Origin of the sequence: Propionigenium maris DSM 9537 (assembly GCF_027925155.1) — a bacterium.
GTDB classification, from domain to species: Bacteria; Fusobacteriota; Fusobacteriia; order Fusobacteriales; family Fusobacteriaceae; genus Propionigenium; species Propionigenium maris.
Map to the genome: position 1 here is coordinate 37,331 of NZ_BSDY01000009.1, position 22,089 is coordinate 59,419.

Consider the following 22,089-nt stretch of genomic DNA (forward strand, 5'->3'; position numbering starts at 1 on the left):
TTTTTAAGGATTCTGGAGTAAAGAGAAGACTAGATATATTACATAAGGTAAAGGCGGGGAATGAAGATGGAGATCCTAAGGATTGAAGAAAACTCATTTAAGCAGGGAGTAATCCTCATCTACACCATTATCAATGTATCCCTCTGCTTTATCTTCTCAAGGATACACAGGAAAAACTACCTGAAAACAAATAGGAGTAGTGAACTGTTAAAGGCTGAGGAGTCTGCTGCAATGGTGGACTGCATGATAAGCCTTGGAGCAGGGGTAGCCCTGGTGGGGGTTATCTTTTTAAAGGGAACCTTTCTGGAGATTATTATACCCATTGCAGATTCCATTGTGGTAATTCCCCTCTCTATTCTTATGATAAAGGAGCCTATAAAACTCTTTAAGGGAAGTCTTGAGGAGCTTCTGGGTTGATCCATTGGAAGAGGGTTTGAGGAGGAAGCAATGGCTCACTTGAAAATTGCTGTTAACCTTGAAAAATATCGCCTTATAGATCTTAAGATAATCAGGGTGGGAAGACCCCACCACGTATATACCCTTTTAAAGCCTCTCATTTCAGTGGGAGTGGAGGAGGATGATATCAGAGACAGGGTCTTCAAGGCATTTCAGAGGATAGTCCTTGTTAGAAGCCATGTTATATTCACTGGAAGTAAGTATTACTCATAAACTTTTAAGCTGAGGTTACCTCAGCTTTTTTTATTGAGAAAAGGGTAAACTAAACTATTATTGTCATAAAATTCCATTGTACAGGATTAGAGGGGGTGGAGCGTTACGCTCCTTTTTATTTTCCCCTTAAATTGAAATTTATTCTGGGAAAACTCCTGATTTTTTAAAGGAAAGCTATGCATTTTTTTTATAATTTGTGTATAATCTTTATAGTAGAAGAAATTTAATAAGGAGAGAAGAAATGATTTATACAAAATTACTTGAAACTCTGTCTACCATAATGAGAGACCCCGATACAAGGGAGGAGCTGGAGAGAAGATTTATTCCTATTCTCAGCAGTACTCCTCTGATTTCTAGTATAACCAGCCTTTCAAAGGAGTCACCGATCTTTCAGAGCTCTCTTTCTACCCTGATAAAGATATTGGATGAGTACCCTGCATGTGAGTTTGCCAAGGAATATAAAAACTTCTATAACAATGTAATGATCATCTCAGATGAGCTGGCTCTCACAATAAAGAAGGAGGCAGATCAGCTGAAGGAGGTTGAGATGCCTGTAAGGGTCAAGGATGAGGTACAGTTTGTAAGCTCGAGGGTTTTTGTAGGGAACTCCATGCTTCTTATGATCACCTCCAATGAAGAGGTGCTTTCCAAATCTCTAAAACCATTTGAAACTACCATCTTAGAGAGCCTTCAGCTGACCGAAGGAGATCCCTCCTAGTTTTCTAGGATGGATCTCCTTCAATTATATTAAAAAAAGGATGTAAATATTGATCAAAAGTTGTATAATAAATGTGAACAATAAATTATTATGAGGAGTGAAGAAATGAGCGAAGCAAATATATTTAAGACTATTTCCACCGTTATAGAGGATCCCTCTATGAATGTACTTATTAAGGAAGCTTTTGATCCCATGGTTAACAACAAACATCTCATATCATCCTTTACCAACCTTTCTCAAGATTCCCCAATCTTTCAGAAATCCCTCTCAAAACTCAATGAAACTTTAGAAACTGGAAACTCTGAAAGACTTATAAAGGACTATGAGGATTTTTATTCCAATGTAATGATCCTTTCAGATGAGCTTTCCCTGGTTATCAAGGAGGGGTTCAACAGAATTAAGGATAAGGATATTTCCCTTGAGAATGAGAAGGAGATTAAGTATATGAGTTCCAAGGCTTTTATCGGTGCTTCTATGCTTCTTCTGATGACCTCCAATGAGGATACCTTTACAAAGTTTGCAGGTAACTTCAAAAATCTTATCTCAACTGCTGAAGGAGCTTCTTCAGTGCAGTAGGTTTAAAATCTATGGCCATATACCTTTACTTTAAAGGGATGTGGCCTTTTTTATTTATCCAAGTGGAGGAAAACTCCCTGAAATCTTGTATTTTATTTCTAGAAGATAATATTGGATGGGGAGGTTATCTATGAAGGAAAGTGTAGAAAGTGTGGCTGCCACTGTGGAAAATGTGGCTGAAAGTGTGGGACAGAAGAGTTTTATCTATCGTTTCATAATGGGGTTTACTGATGAGAAGTTCCTGGAAAACATCTTAAAGATCGCCCTTACAGTTATATTCAGGCTCCTTGTGGCCTATATAATCTTTAAGATAGGCCAGAGGATTATAAAATTTTTCCTTAAGACCTTTGACAGGCTGGATAAACGGGCTGCTATGGAGACAGATATCCATATCTTTCTGAGGTCTGTTATAAACATAGTTCTCTATCTAACTCTGTTTATAGTGGTTCTCCTGACCCTGGGAGCTCAGCAGTCATCCCTTGCTGCAGTATTTGGTGCTGCCGGTGTGGGTATTGGTTTTGCCATGAAGGATACCCTCTCAAACTTTGCTGGAGGACTTATCCTTCTCTTCTTCAAGCCCTATAAAACAGGTGATTTTATAGAGATCATAGGTAAGAGCGGAGAGGTGCAGGGGATTACCGTATTTTCCACTGAGCTAAACACCATCGACAATAAGAGGATTATAGTTCCCAATGGTATCCTAGTTGCCAATGACATCACCAACTACACCAAGAACAAGGTAAGAAGGGTGGAGATCATCTTTGGTATCAGCTACAAGGATGACTTTAGAAAAGCCATAAAGATATTGGAGGATGTGGCTATCTCCCAGGAGAAGGTTATCCAGAATATAGAGAAGACCATAAGGGTGAAGACCCTGGCTGATTCCTCTGTAAATATCCTTTACAGGGTGTGGTGTAAGAAGGATGAATACTGGGATGTTTACTACGACTCCATTGAACTGGCCAAGGAGAGCTTCGACAGGGAGGGGATCTCTATTCCATTCCCACAGAGAGATATACATATAATAAAGGAGGAGGCCAATACTGATTAGAATTGAGTGTTATATCACTTTCAATAGCGAAAATAATAATAAGATAGGATTTGTAAAGGAGTGGCATTAAAAGCCACTCTTTTTTTGTAAAAATAGGGGATTGTTCTCCATTTTTTCAGATTAAAATTATGATTTATTGCAGTAAAACATCAAAATAAATTCTCAATGTCCTTTCCTAATTCTTTATTTAAGTTATATCTTGGAATTTTCACAAAAAATATTCACTGCAACTTTAATAAAGTTTGATTCACCAAAATAATGGTTTTATGAATATTTTGTTGCAGCTAAAAAGATTATAAAAGTGAACTTATTGCATAATATAAATAAGGAAAGTCCGTTTATTTTAGTATTTTTAGATTTTTTCATCATTCAACTTCAAGAAAGGAGGATGATTCCGGTGTTTTAAGTTATAAGGTTATATAAAGTTTTATTGTTCTTTTTATTGTTATAGCTTTAAGAAATGATGGAGATTACGGAATGTTTGCAGCTTATAAAGGTACAGTTTATAACTATGGAACCATAGAAAACATTGGAAATTATAGAATGTCAGCTATATAAGGAAGAGCAATAAACAAAGATACTTTGGATACAGGGTTTGATGAAACCTCTTTGGAGAATAGTTACAGGGTCATAGCAGGGACCGGATCAAATGCTACTATAACTAACGAGGGTGCAATAGATGTAAACCATAAGAATTGTGTAGATATGTGCGTGGATGGAGGAGCTATCGCAGTAAATGAAGTTGCCAGAACGATCAATCTAAACTACAACAGAAGTGTAGGAATGTATACTGAAGGAGATGGTTCCACAATAGAAAATAAAAGAACCATTTATCTTTCCGGAAGGGAAGTAAAAACCGATTATGACACCTAAGGGAAAATTGCAATAAAGAAAGCGATACTTAACGGAAAGGACAACAGGGGCAACATAGGTATGAAGATAAAAAACGGAGCCAGAATGTTCAACAAAGGGCAGATAATATTCGGATCAATTAATGAAACCAAAAATAAATAATTAACATTCGTGGCAGCTGACCAATGAAGGACCAGGCTCCCATTTAGATTTTAAGGGGAGGTGAACCACCATGAGGACTAAAGAGCTATCAGTTTTTCTCATTTTTTTCATGATATTTGGAAAAGTTCTATTAGCTGCTACTTTAGATTTCGACCTCTTCAACGGCAGTGGAAAATTTATAAATGCCAAGGGCGGAACCATCACTTCTCCTGATAATGATCCCTATGACGATGTAACTGGAAGAGTTTATGTATCAGGAGATTTTGGGGAGAACGACTATTCAGATAGTATAGAAACCCATACAATATTTACCGCCTTAAAGTTTAGCGGCATTGTGAGCTCTGAATCTCCTGTATACAATGCCGAGATAGGCAGCGATCTCTCAACCAATGAATATTATTTTGTCCTGACTAGGAATAAATTCAATGAGGGAATCATTAAAAACAGGGAACTGGGAGAAATATTGGAAGCCGGATACTTCGATGACAACAACCCATTAAAGGATAGGTTTTATAACGGTATAAAGAACTTCTACTCAAGGGAGGATTTGAATTCAGCAATAGATGAAACCTTCGGTGTAAACTTCTATCCTCTGGTAACTAAGCAGACCCTGGAAATAATAACCGATGCCAACGCTTCGGTAATGGATACCGTGTCGACGATAGATGAATATCTCCTTGCAGGAAACGTAAAAGCACTGGCCGACTATAAGTATCACCGCGTTAAGGTTGACAGCGCAGATAACTTTAACGGCTATGAAACCAAAAGTAGTGTTATATCCTTTGGAGCGGAAACCAAGGTTAACTCCGATTTGAAGATAGGAACTATGTGCACCTTTATAGATTCTACTACAGATATGGATGACTATGAGGGATCCAGAGATGATTTTTTCTATATAGGTAGGTTACATATGGTTTACGATACCGATTCAGCAATCTTTTCATCCATGCTGTCTGCCGGCGGATCGGATACCGATATCTACAGATACAACTTCAGTTCGCTGGGTGATTTTAGAAGTGACTCTCATCTAACCAACTTTTTTTTAGGATTAAATAACTCCGTCTACAAAAAGTTTGAACTCGGCAGGTCGGAGGTAACTCCCAGGATAGAACTTAATCTCATAGGGTTGCATCAAGGAGAGATCGAGGAGGACGGAGACTACGGTCTGGAAATAGACGAGATAAACACCCTCTCTGTAAAACCTGGAGTTGGTTTCAGTGTGGGAAGGGTCTTCAATATAACCCATAGGACCAAATTAAATATAGAGGCTGACGTCATGAATTACATAGAGGTAGGAGATCCCTATGAGGATTTAGACATTAAATTAAATACAGTGAGCCCCAAGGAGGGAAGCATAGAAAAGTATGATCAAAACTCCTATCACCTTGAACTTTCACTTAAGCAGGGCTTGAAAAGCTTAAATGGTTTAAGTTTTTCCCTGGTTGAAAACTGGAGCCTCTATGAAAATCAAGACCGGTTTACATTTGAGTTTGAGCTGGAGCTCTCCTATATCTTTTGATATAGAAGAGTGTCCCTTGCTTTCAAAGCAGGGAATAATAGAATATGACCTACAAAGGGTGGCTTATTAATGTCGCTCTTTTTATTTGGAAAATATAAGAGCAATTAAGTTTCCTTATAGCAAAACAAATGAAAGAGTCCTAGAAAGATCTCTATACTTTTTGCTATTCCTTAAAATATAGTGATATTGACATGGTAGACAACATTTGAGCCTTATCCCTATTTAATTCGCTCAAATCTTAAGAAGGAGGATGATTCCGATGTTTTAAGTGAAAAGGAGGTCCGAATTTTTGGTGTTCTTTTTATTGTTTTAGATTTAAGAAGGGAGGTTTTTTGTGAAGTTTGATGAATTAAAAAAATATGTTAAACAGGCTTTTAAAGGTAAGATCTCAATCACCCATGGAATGATAATGGCTCTGATACTGGTGGCAGGTATGTATACACAAGTGTATGCCGACACGACAGTATATGATAGCAGTGATTCTCCAATAATTGTAACCGGAACTGGAAATACAGCGATAAACAACGGAACTGTCGATTTTATTGGAGATTATGGAATGAAAGCAGAGGATGGAGCAGAAATAATAAACAATGGTAATGTCATAAATGACGGCATGTATGGAATGTACGCATATTCTTATAGTACGGCTAATAACTACGGGAATGTAGAAAATGATGGAGACTTTGGAATGGATGCAACGAATAATAGTATAGTTGATAACTATGATACTGTCATGAATACTGGAAATACTGGAATGAGAGCAACTTATTATAGTACAGCCAATAACTATGGGACTATCATAAATAACGGCGTGTATGGAATGGACGCATATTCTTATAGTACGGCTAATAACTACGGGACTATCATGAATAACGGATGGTATGGAATACACGCATATTCTCATAGTATGGCTGATAACTACGGGACTGTAAAAAATAATGGAGACTTTGGAATAACTGCAATATATAATAGTACAGCTACTAACTACGGCACCATCATGAATAACGGATGGTATGGAATGTACGCAGATGGTCTTTATGATCCTCCTCTCCCTAGTACAATTAATAACTATGGGATTATCAAAAATGATGGAGATTATGGAATGTACGCATATTCTCATAGTACGGCTGATAACTATGGAACCGTCAAGAATGGTGGAGATTATGGAATGAGAGCAACTTATTATAGTACGGCTAATAACTATGGCACTATCAAAAATAGTGGAGATTATTATGGAATGGGAGCAACTTATTATAGTACGGCTAATAACTATGATACTGTCATAAATACTGGAAATACTGGAATGGGAGCAACTTATTATAGTACAGTTAATAACTATGGAACCGTCAAGAATAACGGATGGTATGGAATGTACGCAGGTCCTTATAGTACGGCTAATAATTATGGCATCATCAAGAATGGTGAAGCTTATGGAATGGACACGTATAATGGTACGGCTAATAACTATGGCACTGTCATGAATACAGGAAATACTGGAATGAAAGCAACTAATTATGGTGTGGCTAATAACTATAGCATTGTCAAGAATGGTGGAGATTACGGAATGCTCGCATATCTTTATGGTACGGCAATAAATGAGACAGAAGGAACAATAGAAAACGGTGGAAACTACAGAATGCATGCCCAAGGAGTTGGAGCGGAAGCTGAAAACTGTGGTACTTTGGATACCGGATTTAAGGGTTATACAGTTATGATGGGAACTTATGATGGTACTATCACCAATAATGGAATAATCGATGTAGACCATGACTACGGTGTAGCCATGTATGTAGAAAGCGGCGCTAAGGCTGTAAATAAAGGTACCATTAATTTAAATGGTAAAAATGGTATCGGAATGCATGCTATTGGACCACTAGCTACAATAGAAAATCACGGTACAATTAATTTATCCGGAACTCAGGTAAATGAAGGTGAACCAGTTGGACATACCGACGGAATAACTGGAGATACCTTCATGGGAAAAGATAGTAGGGGCAACATAGGCATGAAGATAGAAAGTGGAGCCAAGATGATCAATAAGGGTAAGATAGTATTTAGTGATTAACAAGGAGTTAAGCTGGATTTAGCTCTAAGGAGAGGCAGGTGATGATAGTAAATAGACGAACATTATTTTTCTAATTATTGTTCTAATATTTTCGAAAGGTTCCGTTAGCTGATACTTTAGATTTCGATGTTTTTAATGGCAGCGGGAAATTTATAGGTGCCAAGGGCGGAACCATCACCTCTCCTAGTTTTGAGCCCTATAATGATGTAACTGGAAGATTGTATGTATCGGGAGATTTCGGAGAGAACGACCACTCAGACAGTATAGATGCCCATACAATATTTACCGCTTTAAAGTTTAAAGGCCTTGTGATCTCTGAGTCTCCTGTATACAATACCTAGATAGGTACCAATATCCCAACCAACGAATATTTTTTTATCCTTACCAGGAATAAGTTCAACGAGGGAGTTGTTGAAAGCAGAAAGCTAAGGGAAATACTGGAGGCCGGATACTTCGACGATAATATATTTCGCTACCCCTTAAAATATAGTGATATTAACATGGTATACAACATTTGAACCTTATCTCTATTTAATTTATTCAAATTTTAAGAAGGGAGGTTTATTGTGGAGTTTAATAAATTAAAAAAATATTTAAAACTGGTTTTTAAAGATAAATTCTTAATTACCTACGGAATGATAGTAGCTTTGATAGTGAGTGCAGGTATGTATACGGAGGTACATGCTAAAACAACAGTGAATGATGAAACCATCTATGAGCGAATGTTAGCGGAAAATGGAGATAAAGTTATAAATTTAAAATTAGGAGTTATCAGATATTATGGTGATTTTGGAATGGTAGCATATGCAGAAACCACGGCAGCAGAAGAGGACCGCCTTAAGAATATAAGTATGGCTATTAACCATGGGACTATCACAAATAGAGGACAATATGGAATGTACGCAGAAGCGGATGCAGAGGCATATGACCTTGGTCATGCTACCGCTACAACTATAATTACTAATCATGGGACTATCGTGAATAGAGGACACTTTGGAATGGGTGTTGAGACAAACGCAGAGGCATATAATGGTGGACATACTACCGCTACAACTACGGCTACTAACCACGGCACTATAAAGAATAAAGGGGATTTTGGATTGGGTGTTGAAACATACACAGAAGCACGTGACTATGGTCATGCTACTGCTACAACTACATCTGCTAACTACGGCACTATAAAAAATTACGGACGTTATGGAATGTTTGCATGGGCTAGCGCAGAGGCACATGATGATGGTCATGCTACTGCTACAACTACATCTGCTAACTACGGCACTATAAAAAATTACGGAGATTATGGGATGTATGCAGGGGCAGGAACATATGGTGGTGGCAATGCTACTGCTACAACTATAATTACTAATCATGGTACTATCGAGAATAAAGGAAATTATGGAATGGGCGCTTATATAGGCCAATATTCATATGGTGATGCTACTGCTACTGCAATTAACTATGGAGCAATTAAGAATGAAGGATACTATAGAATGGCTGCCATGGGAGAAGGAGCGGAAACAATAAATAGAGGTAGGTTGGATACCAGAGGGGATAATTACATAGTTATGAAGGCATCGTATGGTGGTATTATCATAAATGAAGGAACGATAGATATAAATGAAGGACATAAAGATGGTACAGCTATGTATGCAGTTAGTGGTGCTACTGCCATAAATGAAAAGAATGGCACCATTAATTTAAATGGTCATGATGGTATCGGAATGGTTGCTAAAGGTGCAGGCTCCACAATAGAAAATCGTGGTAAAATTTATTTGTCTGGCTCTATGGTAACTCCTAGTGAGAATAATCAGGAGGATTGGGTAACAACACCAGGATTTAACGGGGAAGACAATAAAGGTAACAGAGGCATGGTTATAGGAGACGGAGCTAAAATGATCAATAAAGGTAAAATAATATTTGGTGATTAAGAAGAAATTCAACTGGAGGTTTCAAAGCTTTAATGATAGTTAAAAGCTTATAAACATTTCTAACAATGAATTCTGTGGTAATGTAGTTGAAAGATTTTATCTAGCAGATTAAAAGCCGGGATATCCCGGCTTTTTTCATGTCATGTGGCACAATAAAAAATTTCCTCCAGTGCTAGAATCTACTTAAATAAAAGAGCAGGAGGAAATCATGAAGAGAAAGATATTTAAGAAAGTTTTATTGGTATTTATGGGCGCTATTTTTTTTACAGGATGCAACAGGATATCACCGGTGGAGGGTAGAGGCAGGGAAGACCTACAAAAAGAGATACCGATTAAAACCTCCTCAGAAGCAAGAACCACCTACTCCTATGGGGAAACATTTGAGCTGGAGGAGGGAGGGGGCTTCTTCTCTACGCCTGAAAGGGCTAATATTATCTATACTCCAGAGGACTCCTCTGGATTTATCACCTTTAAAACTAAGGACAAGGTAAAGTCTATCCTTATAAGGTCGAGGAGGAGAGGGAATTACGTAAAGTTGGAAAAACCTGTGGTTATAACGACTTCTACAGGTGGATCTACAACCTCCTTCTACCTCAACGAGGAGGAGCTGATCTCTCTCCTTAAGATCATCCAGGAGGAGGATCTCTCCATAAAAATAAACACCTACTCCAACTATAGGATAGTTAAGCACAGGGGGAGAGCCAGAAATAGAAATATCGCCTATGCTTCATCCTTTGAAAGGGTAGTAGAGGTGAGCAGAAAGCTTTCAAGGAGTTGACCTCTCAGGGGCCTTGAATATTCCCTTATGCTATCCATTACTTTTTTAGAGAGGAAATCCCTGTCTTCCTTGTATTTTATAGGTGAGAATCTGTAAATAAGGAGGAGTTCTATGAAATATCTTATATTGGGAAATGGAGTGGCGGGAATATCAGCTGCTCTCTCCATAAGAGAGCACGATCCCCAGGGGGAGATAAGGGTTATTACAAAGTCTCCCATGCCCTACTACTATAGAATCAGGCTCATAGAGTATCTGGCTGGAAGTACCCCCATTGAAAAGTTAATTGCCTTTGGGGAAGCCTACTACGACGACAAGGAGATACAGGTTACCCTTGACAGGGAGGCTGTGAGAATAGACCACCAGAGGAGAGAGGTACATTTTATAGATGGAGGTACAGAGAGATATGATAAACTTCTCCTGGCTACTGGAGCCAGACCCCGTTACCCAGAAATCGAGGGAATCGACAAGGAGGGAATTTTAAAGTTCAGGGGAGCTACAGACTCAGATGAGATCACCAACTATGTGGAGGTATCCAGAAAGGTGGCAGTTTTAGGGGGAGGTGTTCTCGGAATAGAGACAGCTAACTCCCTTATAAAGCTAGGAAAGGATGTTACTGTAATTGAAGCATCCACAAGACTCCTCCCAAAGCAGCTGGATGTAGAGGGTTCCAGACTCCTTCAGAGAGCTTTAGAGGCTAAGGGGATGAAGTTTATCCTGGGAGAGGAGGTTAAGAGGATCCTGGGGGAGGAGAAGGTAAGTGGGGTAGAGTTTAAGGACGGCACATCCCTTTCTGCAGAGAGTATCGTGTTGTCTGCAGGGATAATTCCCCGGCTGGAGTTGTGTGAAAGTGCCGGTGTAGCTACCAATATGGGTATCCTAGTTGATGAGCACATGGAAACCAGTGTAAAGGGTATATACGCAGCTGGCGACGTAGCTGAGTTCAGAGGAGGCCTCTACGGTCTCTGGATCCCCTCTAAGGAGCAGGGGGAGATTGCAGGGACAAATATGTCGGGAAGACCTAAGAGATACAATCCTACCCTCTCAGAGGTCCGTCTGAAGGTAACGGGGATCTCATTCTTCTCTGGAGGGAATATAGAGGAGAGGGGAGCCAATATCTACAAGTATAATAAAGACGGAATATACAGGAAGTTCTTTGTGAGGGAGGGAAGGATTGTAGGAGCTATCCTCATAGGGGATGGTAAGACCTCTATGAAGGCATCTGGATTTATAAAGAATGGGGAATCCCCAGAAGTTCTCTACGGTCTCTATGAGTAAAATCCCTACTCGTTAAATAAAAGTTTACAACCATTGAAAAAAGTGTGGTATTTTCCCGGGAAAATACCACACTTTTAAAGTTTACTGTGAATTCAGACTTTATAAAAGTTGATTTTTAACTAACTTTACCCTTAACAAAGAGCACGGACTTAAGTCCTTCGCTTAGTTTTATAAGCTTTCCATAGTAGTCTTCCTCGTGCCCCTTCTCTGGAAGGCCCAGCCCCATTAATACAAGGTCGCTGTTGTGGGATATCCTTCCTATGGTCTCCTCTATACTTCCCTCTACTGGTATCACCACCACCTCTGCATCTATTCTCTGCTTCTCAAGCATCTCCTCTAGGATGGTCTTTCTCTCCTCTACCCTCTCCCCTTCACAAGTTATGCTGAGGATCCTGATCTTTGCTCCCTTCCAGTCATCGTTGAGGGTCATAAGGTGAGCCATATTCAGCATAAGGTTACCATTGTTTCTCAGTCCTCCCCACCAAATATCTATACTCTCCTTTCTTCCAAAGGCTGCTGATGAATTTGAGCTGGAGAAAACCAGAAGGTTCTTATTGAGGTAGCTGATCTTTCTCATAAACTCCATCATGGGCTTTATCTTATGGGCCTTCTTTGTCATTCCCATAAGCACTGTATTGGGCTTTAACAGCCCTATACCACTTACCTGCACCGTCTCTGTAAGGGTTTCTCCCATATCCTCCCCTACTACAACCTCGGAGAAGGCATTGAGCTTCCTCTCCCTCAAGAAGGTATTGAGGTTTTCCCTGGCTTCAGCCACCTCCTTCTTCTTGTTCTCTATCTGGCCAAAGATAAACCTTACCAGAGTTATTATACCCCTTCCTTTGGAGAAGTGCTCAGCAAGGTATACAAGATTTCCTCTGCTTTCAGGGGTTCCTGAGAATACAAGGATATCGGGCTTCCAGTTCTTCTCCTGCTTCTCATTGAATCTCAGCTTCAGAAGACACATCCTGATGATAGATACCAGTATCCCGTCTCTCAGATCTCCCCATGCCCTGCTTATATTCTTCTTACTTATATATAGGTAGATCATGAGGGTAAAGGCCAGACAAATAACTGTAGCTGTGGAGTTGATGAGGAACATAACGCTATAGGATCCCAGAGCACCCACAAGGGAGATAATCCAGTGGGTTTTAAATGTAGGCCTGAAGCTGGGGTTCCCCACAAGTATCTCCAGAGCTGCCACCATATTTATAGCTCCGTAGGTGTTCAGGAAGAACATTGTGATTACAGGAGCCACAAAATCCAGGTTTACCATGATGATGAATACAAAGGCCACTGCAAAGCTTAATAGAGTGGCTATCCTAGGTTCGTCGGATTTACCGCTCCCCCTTCCAAGGAACTTAGGCAGTACAGAGTCCCTTGCAAGGGCCTGCATTGTTCTAGGGGCTGATATCATACTTCCCAGAGCAGATGAAAGGGTAGCTGCCCACACTCCTCCGATTATAAATATAGGAAACCTAGTCCTGCTTATAAGTACCAGCTTATCGTTAATGAGTTCCTCCATAGGTATATTAAAGGCAAACCAGAATATAGCCAGGGTATAGATTAAAAATGTCACCCCAATGGCATAGAAGGTTCCAGTAGGTATATTTCTTCTAGGATCTCTCAAATCCCCAGACATACTTACTCCAGCAAGGATTCCTGTTACCGCTGGGAAGAATACTGCAAAGGTCATCCAGAAGTTTCCGCTGTCTGCATAGCTTCCCAGAGCCACAGGTACCTGACTGTAGTCTCCCGATACCAGGATGGTTCCCAGGGACATAATGATGAGGGCAAATATTCCATATTGCATCTTCACTGCCAGGTCTGCCCCTATGGCAGATACAATACCTATTATAATGGTAATTACCACTGATAGTATCGTTGTATTAACATCTGGGAATATTAACTTTACCGACTCTATAAATCCCAGGATATAGAGGGATACAGATATTACCTGGGACAGGTATAGAGGTATTCCTATACTTCCTCCTATCTCAAGTCCCAGACTACGAGAGATAAGAAAGTAGGCTCCTCCTCCCTCTACCTCCATATTTGTGGTAATACTTGCCATGGAAAGAGCGGTAGACACTGTTATCACGTGAGCCAGTACCACTATACCCAGGGCTCCCATTACTCCGGCATTTCCTACTACCCAACCAAATCTCAGGTAGAAGATTACTCCTATTATTGTAAGGAATGTGGGAAGAAATACCCCACTAAATGTTCCAAATCTTTTTTCCATAAGTTTCTCCTTATTCATACTGTAATATTACTGTGCAACTCTATAGCTTCTACATCTCTTTTATTCTTAAATGCAGATTATTCCTTTAAAAAACTACTTTTTAACAAAAGATCAGCTATAGTAAGACACTATACACCAATTCCCATAATAAATTTACTCTAAAATAAATTAAATTTAAATTAAGAACCTTTAAGTTGACAATTCTCATCCTGCTACCTCTGAAAGCTACACATTTAAAGTAAATAAAAAGAGAAGAGGAGTTCCCTCTTCTCTTTTTATTATTAAGGAAAGCATATAACTAAAGATTACTACCGCAGATAAAAATCCATTGCATAAAATTACAAGGAGTAGAGCGTCACGCTCCTTTTTAATGTTTATGTTCAGGGTAGTATACCCTGAGGGCCTCTATACTCTTTTTGAGAGCCTCTACATCCTTCATATCTGTGCTCTGCTTTACCTTCATTGCCCCTGTTACTACCTTGTGATGTTTTATCAGGCGCTCGCTATAGTCCTTCTGACTTTCCTTTACCCTCTGGGTAAGGAAGTAGCTGGAGATAGTGGATATAATGTTCTCTGCATGCTTCTCCTTGTTTACTATCCACCTTACCATCTGGTTCTGCGACTGAAGGTCCTTCCTTCCTGCTAACTTCTCCATCTCAAGGAGGGCTTTTTCTGTGGTAGCTGCATCCTCAAGCATACTCACTACCCTGGCGTGATCATCGTATATTCCGCAGGGAACCTGACAGTGAGCCTGAACACTTCTTTCTGCTCCAATCCAGATAAGGGTAAGAATAAATAGATACATTATTTTTTTCATATTCTACCTCCTGTTTCTTTATAGTAACGTCATCTACTCTATTCACCTGAAAGGGCTCCTTTCCTACAGAGTCATTGAGATTATTTTTCCGCCTTCAGGAGGTTTTTTGTGGGTAAGGAGATATAATAAGGTAGAGGTTAAAGAGAGGTAGTAGCAGGAGGTTGTCATGTGGGAAGAGCGAAGAGCTGATATGGTAAGGGAACAGATAGAGGCAAGGGGGATAACCGACAGAAGGGTTATAGAGGCTATGAAGAGGGTTCCCAGGCACCTCTTTGTCAGGGAGAGGGATATGGAGAAAGCCTACTGGGATTATCCCATCCCCATAGGATGGGGACAGACCATCTCCCAGCCCTTTATTGTGGCATATATGGTGGAGGCTCTCCGGCTTACTGGAGGAGAGAGGGTCCTTGAGATAGGGGCAGGGTCAGGTTATGAGGCCGCCATCCTCTCCCTCCTTGCCAGTGAGGTAGTCAGTATGGAGATAGTTCCAGACTTAGCCAGAGAGGTGGAGATACGTCTCAGAGATCTGGGATATTATAATGTGGAGATAATAGAGGGGAATGGATACAGGGGATATGAGGAGAGAGCTCCCTACGATGCTATTATCCTCTCGGCAGCCCCTGAGAGTATACCAAAATCCCTTATAAAACAGCTGGCTCCCGGTGGGAGGATGATCCTTCCCCTAGGAGGATACTTTCAGAGGCTTGTACTCCTTGAGAGGGGATCTGGTGATAATGTGTATATGAGGGAACTTCTTCCAGTGAGGTTTGTTCCCATGGTTGGATATTAAATTAAAAGAGCAGAGGGATATCTTCTCCCTCTGCTCTTTTAATCTTTATCTTTTTTTTCGAGCTTCCTTTCCCTTCTTCTCTTAAGCTGCTTCATCATGAGACCCATTCTGGGGTTTTTCCTCAGCTTTTCCTCATGCCTTTCCAGAAATCCCCAGTAGAGCTCATCCCACTCATTACACCAGGGCCCCCTTTCAAAATCACTCATCTTTAAGATATAGTTGGAGGAGCTTATATAGGGTTTGGTGGCAAATATTCCCCCGTCAGCAAATTGGCTCATGCCATATAGATTGGGTACCATCACCCAGTCATAGGCATCTATATACATCTCCATAAACCATCTGTAGATCTCATGGGGGTGGTATCCTTTGAGAAGCATATAGTTTCCCAGTATCATAAGCCTCTCTATGTGGTGGCTATAGGCATTCTTAACTACCTTCCTTATTACATTGTCCACTGGGATATTCCCGGTTGTGCCTGTATAGAAACTCTGAGGAAGCTTCTTTTTGTTTTCAAAGTAGTTAGCACCCCTCTCCCTCTCCCCCTCTATAAGGTATATCTGGCGAATAAACTCCCTCCACCCTATTACCTGTCGTATAAATCCCTCTCGTGAGTTCAGGGGGATCTCATGGGCCTCTAGCACCCTCTCAACTACCTCCATAGGTGTTAGCAGACCTATGTTAAGGAGGGGGGAGAGGAGAGAGTGGTAGAGGAACTCCTCTTCCTCTACAATGGCATCCTCATAGTCACCAAAGAGGGGTAGCCTATCCTCTATAAACTCATTCAGCCACCTCCTGGCATCTCCAAAGGTCACCGGATAGATAAAGTTATCCCCGTCTCCTGGATTACGGGGAAAGTTTTTTTCTACATACTCTCTGGCTTCCTCTATATATTTATTCTCACAGGTGGATATAGAGGGACATATATGTCCCTTAGGCAGCTTCTTCCTGTTTTCCTTGTCAAAGCTCCACTTCCCTCCCAGGGGCTTCCCCTTCTCCATGAGAATATTCAGTCTCCTCCTCTGCTCCTTGTAGTAGTTCCCCATAAGGTATTTTTTTCCCTTCTTCAGCTCTCCTCCTATAAAAGCAGGGGAATCGCAGATAATGGCTGTTTCTGGAAGGCTCTTTAATAACTTAGTGTCGCAGGGATCTACAATGTATATCCTGCGCCCTGCTACCATCTCCCTCCAATCCTTTTTATACTCTATATACCTTACTCTGTATCCCCTTCCCAGGAGGTATTCCTCATAAGTCTTCATAGAGGCCCTGTGGAGGATGAGCTTCTTCTTGTGAAAGTTAAAGTCGGTAAAATACCTGCACTCCTCTACCAGGAATACCTCTACCTCTTTTGGCTCTTTCCCAGTAAGGCATGGGTGCTCCTCAAAGAGCTGGTTGGGAAGGATAACTACTATATCTCTCATCTCTCTCCTCCTAAGCCTCGGCTTTAATACAGAGTTTCTTATACACATATGTCATGGTCATCAGGCTTATGGGAAGGGTCACCAGAATACCCACAAGGAGCAGCAGAGCTCCCAGAATATTTAATCCCCATAATATAAGCCCCAGAAGAAAGATATCCATCTTAGCTCCCCTGGTCATCCTCTTACTCTCATAGAAAGCTTCCTTTATTCCCAGCTTCTTGTCTACAATGAGATACCCATAGAAACAGAATATTACTCCCACAACGATACCTGGGACTATTAAGAATAATCCTCCAATAAACACAACTATTCCATAGACTATAGTTGCCAGGAGGTAGGTGAAGAAGATCTCGTTTTGCGGGAGAAGGTCCCTGTAGTCCCCCTCTCCTCCTTCATAGATCTTCAGAGATATTCTTATCATCCCCATTCCCACAAGGGTATGGATAATGAGAGCCAGTATGGAAACGGTCCATGGGGAAGCTCCCATCTGCTCATCCATATATGTGGGTATATACTGAAGTAAGCTCACAACTACCATGAGTATTACAAAAAAAACAGGTCTCTCCTTCACCCTTTCCCATCCATAGGTAAGGGCCTTCTTCTTTAAAAACTTTTCCTTCATAAATCCTCCTCCAAGATCATTTTATTATCCTGCCCAATTTAAATTATCTTCCCACTCCTACCTCCTAGAAACCCATGGGTTCCCCTCTATATAGTACCTCCACAGCATCTCCCTGTAGTCACCGGCATACTCTATCCCTACGCGCCTGGCACAGACTACCTCTCCTGGAACATAACCATCATCCTCCAGCCATATATCTGGTGAGGTAGCTAGGTCCACTCCATTATCCCTTCTCTCTATTCCCAGGGCCATACACAGCTTTCCGGGGCCATTGGTCAGTTCATATTTCTTTTTACAATTCCGAAGCCCTCTCATGACCTCCTCCCCCTCTAAAGGCTCCACACCTCTTATAAGGACTGCGTGGGGGATCCCCTCCACACTGGCCACTACATTAAGACAGTTATACATCCCATAGATTAAGTAGATATAGAGGTGGCCCCCCTGAAGGTACATGGTCTCTGTTCTCTCTGTACGCTTATTCTTCCATGCGTGGGATGCTCTGTCCTCTGGGCCTAGGTATGCCTCGGTCTCCACTATCCTAGCCCTCAGCACACTTCCCTTATAATTCCTCACTAGGATCTTTCCCAAGAGCTCCCTGGCTACCTGCCTTCCCTCTCTTCTGTAGAACTCCCTTGTAAGCCTCACCTTCCTCCTCCCCTTTCATCCTAATTTCTACCCTTCACTCCTATTCTATGCCCAGAACTTTAACTTCCTTTTTCCACTGAATATAAAGTTATTAAAAAGGAGCATGACGGTCCCCCTTATAACCTTATACAGTGGTAATAATCTGTAATTCTATACTTTCCATAATAATTAAAGAAGAAGCCGGGAGCTTTCCGGCTTCTTAATCTTATTCTCTGCTGCCAATAAACCTGTATATAAGGGCACCTATAATAGCTCCCACTATAGGTGCTACCCAGAACAGCCACAGCTGCTCTATAGCCCATCCTCCTGCAAACACAGCTACTCCGGTACTTCTGGCTGGATTAACGGAGGTATTGGTTACCGGTATACTTATAAGGTGGATGAGGGTAAGGCATAAACCTATGGCTATAGGAGCCATCCCTGCAGGAGATCTTTCATCTGTAGCTCCCATTATTACAAATAGGAACATGGCAGTCATAACAACCTCACACACAAGGGCTGCCATAAGGGTGTATCCTCCCGGTGAGTGGGCTCCATATCCATTGGAAGCAAATCCCCCTGCCAGATCAAAGCCTGCCTGACCACTGGCTATAACAAATAATACTCCCGCTGCTGCCACAGCTCCTATCACCTGAACTACTATATAGGGAATCAGATCCCTTGTTTCAAAACGTCCTCCCGCCCAAAGACCTATAGATACTGCAGGATTTAGATGACATCCCGATATATGTCCTATGGCATAGGCCATGGTAAGTACCGTAAGACCAAAGGCAAGGGATACTCCCAGTAGTCCTATTCCTACTTCTGGAAAGGCTGCAGCAAGCACTGCACTTCCACATCCTCCCAATACCAGCCAGAATGTTCCCAATAGTTCAGCTATATACTTCTTCATATTCCTCCTCCTTTATATCTAGACCTTTCTCTAGGCCTTAATCAGCTCTATACACTAGTTTATTGTGGAAAAATAAAAATTCCTCCTTAAACTTTCTATCGCTTTAATCCTCTTTCATCGAAGGAATTAAATTCTTAAACCTAATAGATCTTTCTTTATCAGTGGAGGGGAGATCTTTTTAAAGAGGGAGATAGAGGCAAAGCATCTTCTATTTTATAATTATTTAAGGTTCCAATTAGATTGCACAAAAAAAAACAGAGCCTCCAAGCTCTGTCTTTCGATTATTCCCTTAGATTTTATTTTATACTCTGTTTTTATACCTATCCCAGTTTTTAGCCAGGTCGATGGCCTCATCCAACATCTTATTGGTATAGGTTCCCTTGTAGGCATAGACATAGATGTACTTTCCATCTACCTCTCCCTTATAGCATCTTCTAAAGAGGTCCCTATGGTAGTAGATCTTAAAGTTATAGCCCTTATACTCTGTATCCCTATAGTAGTCATAGGAGGTTACCTGCTCATCCTCCCTGATAATTGTATAGGCTTCACTCCTATAGTAGTTCTTTTCTATATGCACTACATCTCCAGAGCTGTCTCTCTCTATAAATGCCCCATAATCCTTTGGGTTAAATGAGCCCATAAAGAAAAACATAAGAACTACAACTGTTATAACGGTTATACCTATCTCTCCTCTACTCCTCACTTCATCACCTCCTACTCCACAAAGCATCTACTATACCACACTTACCCAAGGGAACCTTAACCCTCTTTTGGATATAAAATTCATGCCTTCCTATTCCCTTAAATTCACTTCTGTCAACAACTTTGATTGAGATAATTTTACTCAGATTATTTTCAAAAAAATAAAAAGCAACGTGACGTTGCATCCTAATAATCAGTTGAAATACTAATTATTTCATGAAAATTCTTAATAAATTCTATACTTTCTTTAATAATAAAAAAACAGGGAACCTCCCTGCTTTTAATTTCCTTTATTTTCTTCTCATACTCATTAAATAGCTGTAAGCAAGGAGGGTTTTCCCGTCCTTTAGCTCCTCTGGCTTAAGGTCGTTAACAGGGACATGAACAATCTCCAGGTACTCGTCCTCATCCAGCTTCTGCTTTCCGTTGGTGAGATCCGTTGCCAGGTAGATATACATCTTTGAGCTTGATATTCCGGGGCTGGTATAGTATTCATAGAGCTTGGTCAGCTTCCCTGCTCTGTAACCAGTCTCCTCCTCCAGTTCCCTTCTGGCTCCCACTTCTGGATCCTCTCCCTCCTCTACAAGTCCCGCAGGTATCTCAAGGATATGATCCTTTACTGCTGGTCTGTATTGGTTTACGAGAATTATCTCATCCTTTTCATTGATTGCAATTACTGCAGCTGCACTCATTCCCTTAAAGAAACTCCACCACACCCTTTGTCCGTGGGGAAGTTGCAGCTCCTCCTGAAAAACTTCCAGATGCTCATTTTGAAATAACCTTCTCTTAGTAAGGTGCTTGTATTTCATAGGTTGCCTCCTAGCCTAAAAGTTCTCTGCACTTATAGAGCATTATCCCGCTGGCCATAGCCACATTCAGAGACTCTGCACTTCCATAGATAGGTATGATTACCTTCTGATCTGCTGTATCTATTATCTCCTGGGCAACTCCCTGCCCCTCATTTCCAAAGATTATAGCATTTCTCTCTCCAAGCTTCATCTCGCTGTAACTTACTGCATCTGTGGCAAGAGCTGTTACAGATAGCTTATATCCCTTCTCTCTTAGGTCTTTCAAGAGCTCTCCGGCCTCCCTGTAGAGAATATTCATATTAAATAGTGACCCCATGCTGCTACGTACACACTTATCATTGTATACATCTACACTTCCCTTGGTGAGGATTATGTCTTTATACCCTGCTGCATCTGCCACCCTTATTATAGTTCCAAGATTGCCGGGATCCTGTACCCTGTCCAGAACCACTATATTGTCCTCCAGGGCCTCCATCTCTCCATCCCTCATCTCATAGATAAGGATTATTCCCTGGGAGTTTTCCTGGGTAGTGATCTCATTGAAGAGGGGTTCCGAGAGGATATACTTCTCACAGTTAAAGGCAGCTATTTTTTCCTCATATCTGTCACACTCTTCACGGATCACTATATATTTAGGGACCTCTTTAAAGTCGAGAAACTTATGTCCCTCAGCTATAAAAAGTTTTTCCTTGTCCCTATACTTTTTAGTCTTTAATTTTTTTATCCTTTTAAAGAACTTATTTTCTTTACTCTTTATTATCTCTGTCTTTCTTATTTCCTCCAAGGTGTCCTCCAATAATCTAATTCCTGATATTACAAAGTATTATATCCTTTCTTTCAGACTTTATCAAGGGTCAAAACACCACTAAAAGGAAATTTCAGCCAAACTTCCCCTGCATATCTTTATGAGATCTTCAGGAGATATCTCTATCTGAACACCCCTTCTTCCCCCGCTTACAACTATCCTCTCATGCTCCCTGGCACTCATATCTAAATATGTAGGGTACCCCTTCTTCATACCCACAGGGGAACATCCTCCCCTTATATATCCCGTTATCTTCTCCAGATCCTTCATAGGGATCATCTCCACCCTCTTGTTTCCGCTTGCCTTGGCTAGAGCTTTCAGGTTAAGCTCAGCTGCCCCTGGTATACAGGCAACTATGTAGCCGCTCCTGTCACCAGTTAGCACCAGTGTTTTATATATTTTGTCCAAATCTACTCCGGTTTTTGCAGCTACAGCCACAGCTCCAAGATTATTTTCATCTACCTCATACTCCCTTACAGAGTAATTTATCTTCTTTGAGTCCAGTATTCTCATGGCATTTGTTTTCTTCAACTTACATCACCTCAATAGATTATAACCATACAGATCCAAAAGTTGCAAAAAAAACATATTTTTGACATATTGGTAACATAAAATAGTTGAGTAAAAAATTGAAATCATATAACATTGAAGGGTAATATTATATATAGTCAATGAATGAATTATTAGCAAATTCCTTTGTGGATAATTCATATCAAGACAGTATAGTTTATTCATTATGCTATTTATATAA

Annotated in this window: 22 protein-coding genes; 12 read left to right on the plus strand and 10 right to left on the minus strand. The window is 40.7% G+C overall.

The window, feature by feature from the left end; all coding sequences use genetic code 11:
- Nucleotides 1-60 precede the first annotated feature (60 nt).
- The 11 genes from QMG11_RS10545 to QMG11_RS10595 all read left to right on the plus strand — a co-directional run bounded on the left by QMG11_RS10545 (nt 61) and on the right by QMG11_RS10595 (nt 11,593).
- Complete coding sequence (locus tag QMG11_RS10545; RefSeq protein WP_281835828.1) at nt 61-417, plus strand: cation efflux transmembrane domain-containing protein; 357 nt, start codon at nt 61-63, stop codon at nt 415-417.
- 30 nt (nt 418-447) lie between these two features.
- Nucleotides 448-669 (plus strand): hypothetical protein, encoded by a 222-nt coding sequence (locus QMG11_RS10550; protein WP_281835830.1) that lies wholly within the window; start codon nt 448-450, stop codon nt 667-669.
- Between the two features lie 241 nt (nt 670-910).
- Nucleotides 911-1,387, plus strand: coding sequence for a hypothetical protein (locus QMG11_RS10555; protein ID WP_281835832.1), 477 nt, complete (start codon nt 911-913; stop codon nt 1,385-1,387).
- 105 nt (nt 1,388-1,492) lie between these two features.
- The gene (locus QMG11_RS10560) at nt 1,493-1,963 is read left to right on the plus strand and encodes a hypothetical protein (protein WP_281835834.1); all 471 of its coding nucleotides are present in this window, start codon (nt 1,493-1,495) and stop codon (nt 1,961-1,963) included.
- Nucleotides 1,964-2,093: 130 nt separating this feature from the next.
- A complete protein-coding gene (locus QMG11_RS10565) occupies nt 2,094-3,014 on the plus strand; it encodes a mechanosensitive ion channel family protein (protein WP_281835836.1) in 921 nt (306 codons plus the stop codon).
- Nucleotides 3,015-3,623: 609 nt separating this feature from the next.
- The gene (locus QMG11_RS10570) at nt 3,624-3,887 is read left to right on the plus strand and encodes a hypothetical protein (protein ID WP_281835837.1); all 264 of its coding nucleotides are present in this window, start codon (nt 3,624-3,626) and stop codon (nt 3,885-3,887) included.
- A 211-nt stretch (nt 3,888-4,098) separates the two neighbouring features.
- Nucleotides 4,099-5,547 (plus strand): autotransporter outer membrane beta-barrel domain-containing protein, encoded by a 1,449-nt coding sequence (locus QMG11_RS10575; protein ID WP_281835838.1) that lies wholly within the window; start codon nt 4,099-4,101, stop codon nt 5,545-5,547.
- A gap of 334 nt (nt 5,548-5,881) precedes the next feature.
- A complete protein-coding gene (locus QMG11_RS10580; protein WP_281835840.1) occupies nt 5,882-7,612 on the plus strand; it encodes a pectate lyase-fold domain-containing protein in 1,731 nt (576 codons plus the stop codon).
- A gap of 566 nt (nt 7,613-8,178) precedes the next feature.
- Nucleotides 8,179-9,540, plus strand: a complete 1,362-nt coding sequence (locus tag QMG11_RS10585; protein WP_281835841.1) for a pectate lyase-fold domain-containing protein — start codon at nt 8,179-8,181, stop codon at nt 9,538-9,540.
- Between the two features lie 208 nt (nt 9,541-9,748).
- The gene (locus tag QMG11_RS10590) at nt 9,749-10,318 is read left to right on the plus strand and encodes a hypothetical protein (protein WP_281835842.1); all 570 of its coding nucleotides are present in this window, start codon (nt 9,749-9,751) and stop codon (nt 10,316-10,318) included.
- A gap of 111 nt (nt 10,319-10,429) precedes the next feature.
- Nucleotides 10,430-11,593, plus strand: a complete 1,164-nt coding sequence (locus QMG11_RS10595; protein WP_281835843.1) for an NAD(P)/FAD-dependent oxidoreductase — start codon at nt 10,430-10,432, stop codon at nt 11,591-11,593.
- 115 nt (nt 11,594-11,708) lie between these two features.
- On the opposite strand, the gene QMG11_RS10600 is transcribed toward QMG11_RS10595, so the two are convergent.
- Together QMG11_RS10600 and QMG11_RS10605 are read right to left on the minus strand one after the other, a co-directional pair.
- Nucleotides 11,709-13,838, minus strand: a complete 2,130-nt coding sequence (locus QMG11_RS10600; RefSeq protein ID WP_281835845.1) for an amino acid permease — start codon at nt 13,836-13,838, stop codon at nt 11,709-11,711.
- A 367-nt stretch (nt 13,839-14,205) separates the two neighbouring features.
- Nucleotides 14,206-14,655, minus strand: a complete 450-nt coding sequence (locus QMG11_RS10605; RefSeq protein ID WP_281835846.1) for a superoxide dismutase [Ni] — start codon at nt 14,653-14,655, stop codon at nt 14,206-14,208.
- 166 nt (nt 14,656-14,821) lie between these two features.
- On the opposite strand from QMG11_RS10605, the gene QMG11_RS10610 reads away from it, so the two are divergent.
- Nucleotides 14,822-15,445: a protein-L-isoaspartate(D-aspartate) O-methyltransferase gene (locus QMG11_RS10610; RefSeq protein WP_281835848.1), complete on the plus strand. Its 624-nt coding sequence runs from the start codon at nt 14,822-14,824 to the stop codon at nt 15,443-15,445.
- Between the two features lie 38 nt (nt 15,446-15,483).
- Here QMG11_RS10610 and QMG11_RS10615 read toward each other — a convergent pair whose 3' ends face one another.
- The 8 genes from QMG11_RS10615 to ybaK form a co-directional block, all read right to left on the minus strand.
- Complete coding sequence (locus QMG11_RS10615) at nt 15,484-16,863, minus strand: cryptochrome/photolyase family protein (RefSeq protein WP_281835849.1); 1,380 nt, start codon at nt 16,861-16,863, stop codon at nt 15,484-15,486.
- A 10-nt stretch (nt 16,864-16,873) separates the two neighbouring features.
- On the minus strand, nt 16,874-17,485 hold the full coding sequence (locus QMG11_RS10620) for a DUF7847 domain-containing protein (protein WP_281835851.1): 612 nt from the start codon (nt 17,483-17,485) through the stop codon (nt 16,874-16,876).
- Nucleotides 17,486-17,542: 57 nt separating this feature from the next.
- Nucleotides 17,543-18,130, minus strand: a complete 588-nt coding sequence (locus QMG11_RS10625; RefSeq protein WP_281835853.1) for a DNA-3-methyladenine glycosylase — start codon at nt 18,128-18,130, stop codon at nt 17,543-17,545.
- 205 nt (nt 18,131-18,335) lie between these two features.
- Entirely contained in the window at nt 18,336-19,022 is a 687-nt protein-coding gene (gene aqpZ, locus QMG11_RS10630) for an aquaporin Z (protein WP_281835854.1), read from the minus strand.
- A 301-nt stretch (nt 19,023-19,323) separates the two neighbouring features.
- Complete coding sequence (locus QMG11_RS10635; protein WP_281835855.1) at nt 19,324-19,725, minus strand: hypothetical protein; 402 nt, start codon at nt 19,723-19,725, stop codon at nt 19,324-19,326.
- Nucleotides 19,726-20,014: 289 nt separating this feature from the next.
- A complete protein-coding gene (locus QMG11_RS10640; protein ID WP_281835856.1) occupies nt 20,015-20,533 on the minus strand; it encodes an NUDIX hydrolase in 519 nt (172 codons plus the stop codon).
- Between the two features lie 10 nt (nt 20,534-20,543).
- Nucleotides 20,544-21,308, minus strand: coding sequence for a TrmH family RNA methyltransferase (locus tag QMG11_RS10645; protein WP_281836035.1), 765 nt, complete (start codon nt 21,306-21,308; stop codon nt 20,544-20,546).
- Between the two features lie 90 nt (nt 21,309-21,398).
- A complete protein-coding gene (gene ybaK, locus QMG11_RS10650) occupies nt 21,399-21,869 on the minus strand; it encodes a Cys-tRNA(Pro) deacylase (protein WP_281835858.1) in 471 nt (156 codons plus the stop codon).
- Between the last annotated feature and the right edge of the window lie 220 nt (nt 21,870-22,089).

What these genes read in the sequence shown, in the direction of transcription:
- QMG11_RS10550 (WP_281835830.1), top strand. Translation starts at nt 448, where the DNA reads ATGGCTCACTTGAAAATTGCTGTTAACCTTGAAAAATATCGCCTTATA.
- QMG11_RS10610 (WP_281835848.1), top strand. Translation starts at nt 14,822, where the DNA reads ATGTGGGAAGAGCGAAGAGCTGATATGGTAAGGGAACAGATAGAGGCA.
- QMG11_RS10560 (WP_281835834.1), top strand. Translation starts at nt 1,493, where the DNA reads ATGAGCGAAGCAAATATATTTAAGACTATTTCCACCGTTATAGAGGAT.
- QMG11_RS10605 (WP_281835846.1), bottom strand. Translation starts at nt 14,655, where the DNA reads ATGAAAAAAATAATGTATCTATTTATTCTTACCCTTATCTGGATTGGA.
- QMG11_RS10620 (WP_281835851.1), bottom strand. Translation starts at nt 17,485, where the DNA reads ATGAAGGAAAAGTTTTTAAAGAAGAAGGCCCTTACCTATGGATGGGAA.
- QMG11_RS10615 (WP_281835849.1), bottom strand. Translation starts at nt 16,863, where the DNA reads ATGAGAGATATAGTAGTTATCCTTCCCAACCAGCTCTTTGAGGAGCAC.
- QMG11_RS10590 (WP_281835842.1), top strand. Translation starts at nt 9,749, where the DNA reads ATGAAGAGAAAGATATTTAAGAAAGTTTTATTGGTATTTATGGGCGCT.
- QMG11_RS10600 (WP_281835845.1), bottom strand. Translation starts at nt 13,838, where the DNA reads ATGGAAAAAAGATTTGGAACATTTAGTGGGGTATTTCTTCCCACATTC.
- aqpZ (WP_281835854.1), bottom strand. Translation starts at nt 19,022, where the DNA reads ATGAAGAAGTATATAGCTGAACTATTGGGAACATTCTGGCTGGTATTG.
- QMG11_RS10595 (WP_281835843.1), top strand. Translation starts at nt 10,430, where the DNA reads ATGAAATATCTTATATTGGGAAATGGAGTGGCGGGAATATCAGCTGCT.
- QMG11_RS10565 (WP_281835836.1), top strand. Translation starts at nt 2,094, where the DNA reads ATGAAGGAAAGTGTAGAAAGTGTGGCTGCCACTGTGGAAAATGTGGCT.
- QMG11_RS10555 (WP_281835832.1), top strand. Translation starts at nt 911, where the DNA reads ATGATTTATACAAAATTACTTGAAACTCTGTCTACCATAATGAGAGAC.
- QMG11_RS10545 (WP_281835828.1), top strand. Translation starts at nt 61, where the DNA reads ATGAAGATGGAGATCCTAAGGATTGAAGAAAACTCATTTAAGCAGGGA.
- QMG11_RS10575 (WP_281835838.1), top strand. Translation starts at nt 4,099, where the DNA reads ATGAGGACTAAAGAGCTATCAGTTTTTCTCATTTTTTTCATGATATTT.
- QMG11_RS10640 (WP_281835856.1), bottom strand. Translation starts at nt 20,533, where the DNA reads ATGAAATACAAGCACCTTACTAAGAGAAGGTTATTTCAAAATGAGCAT.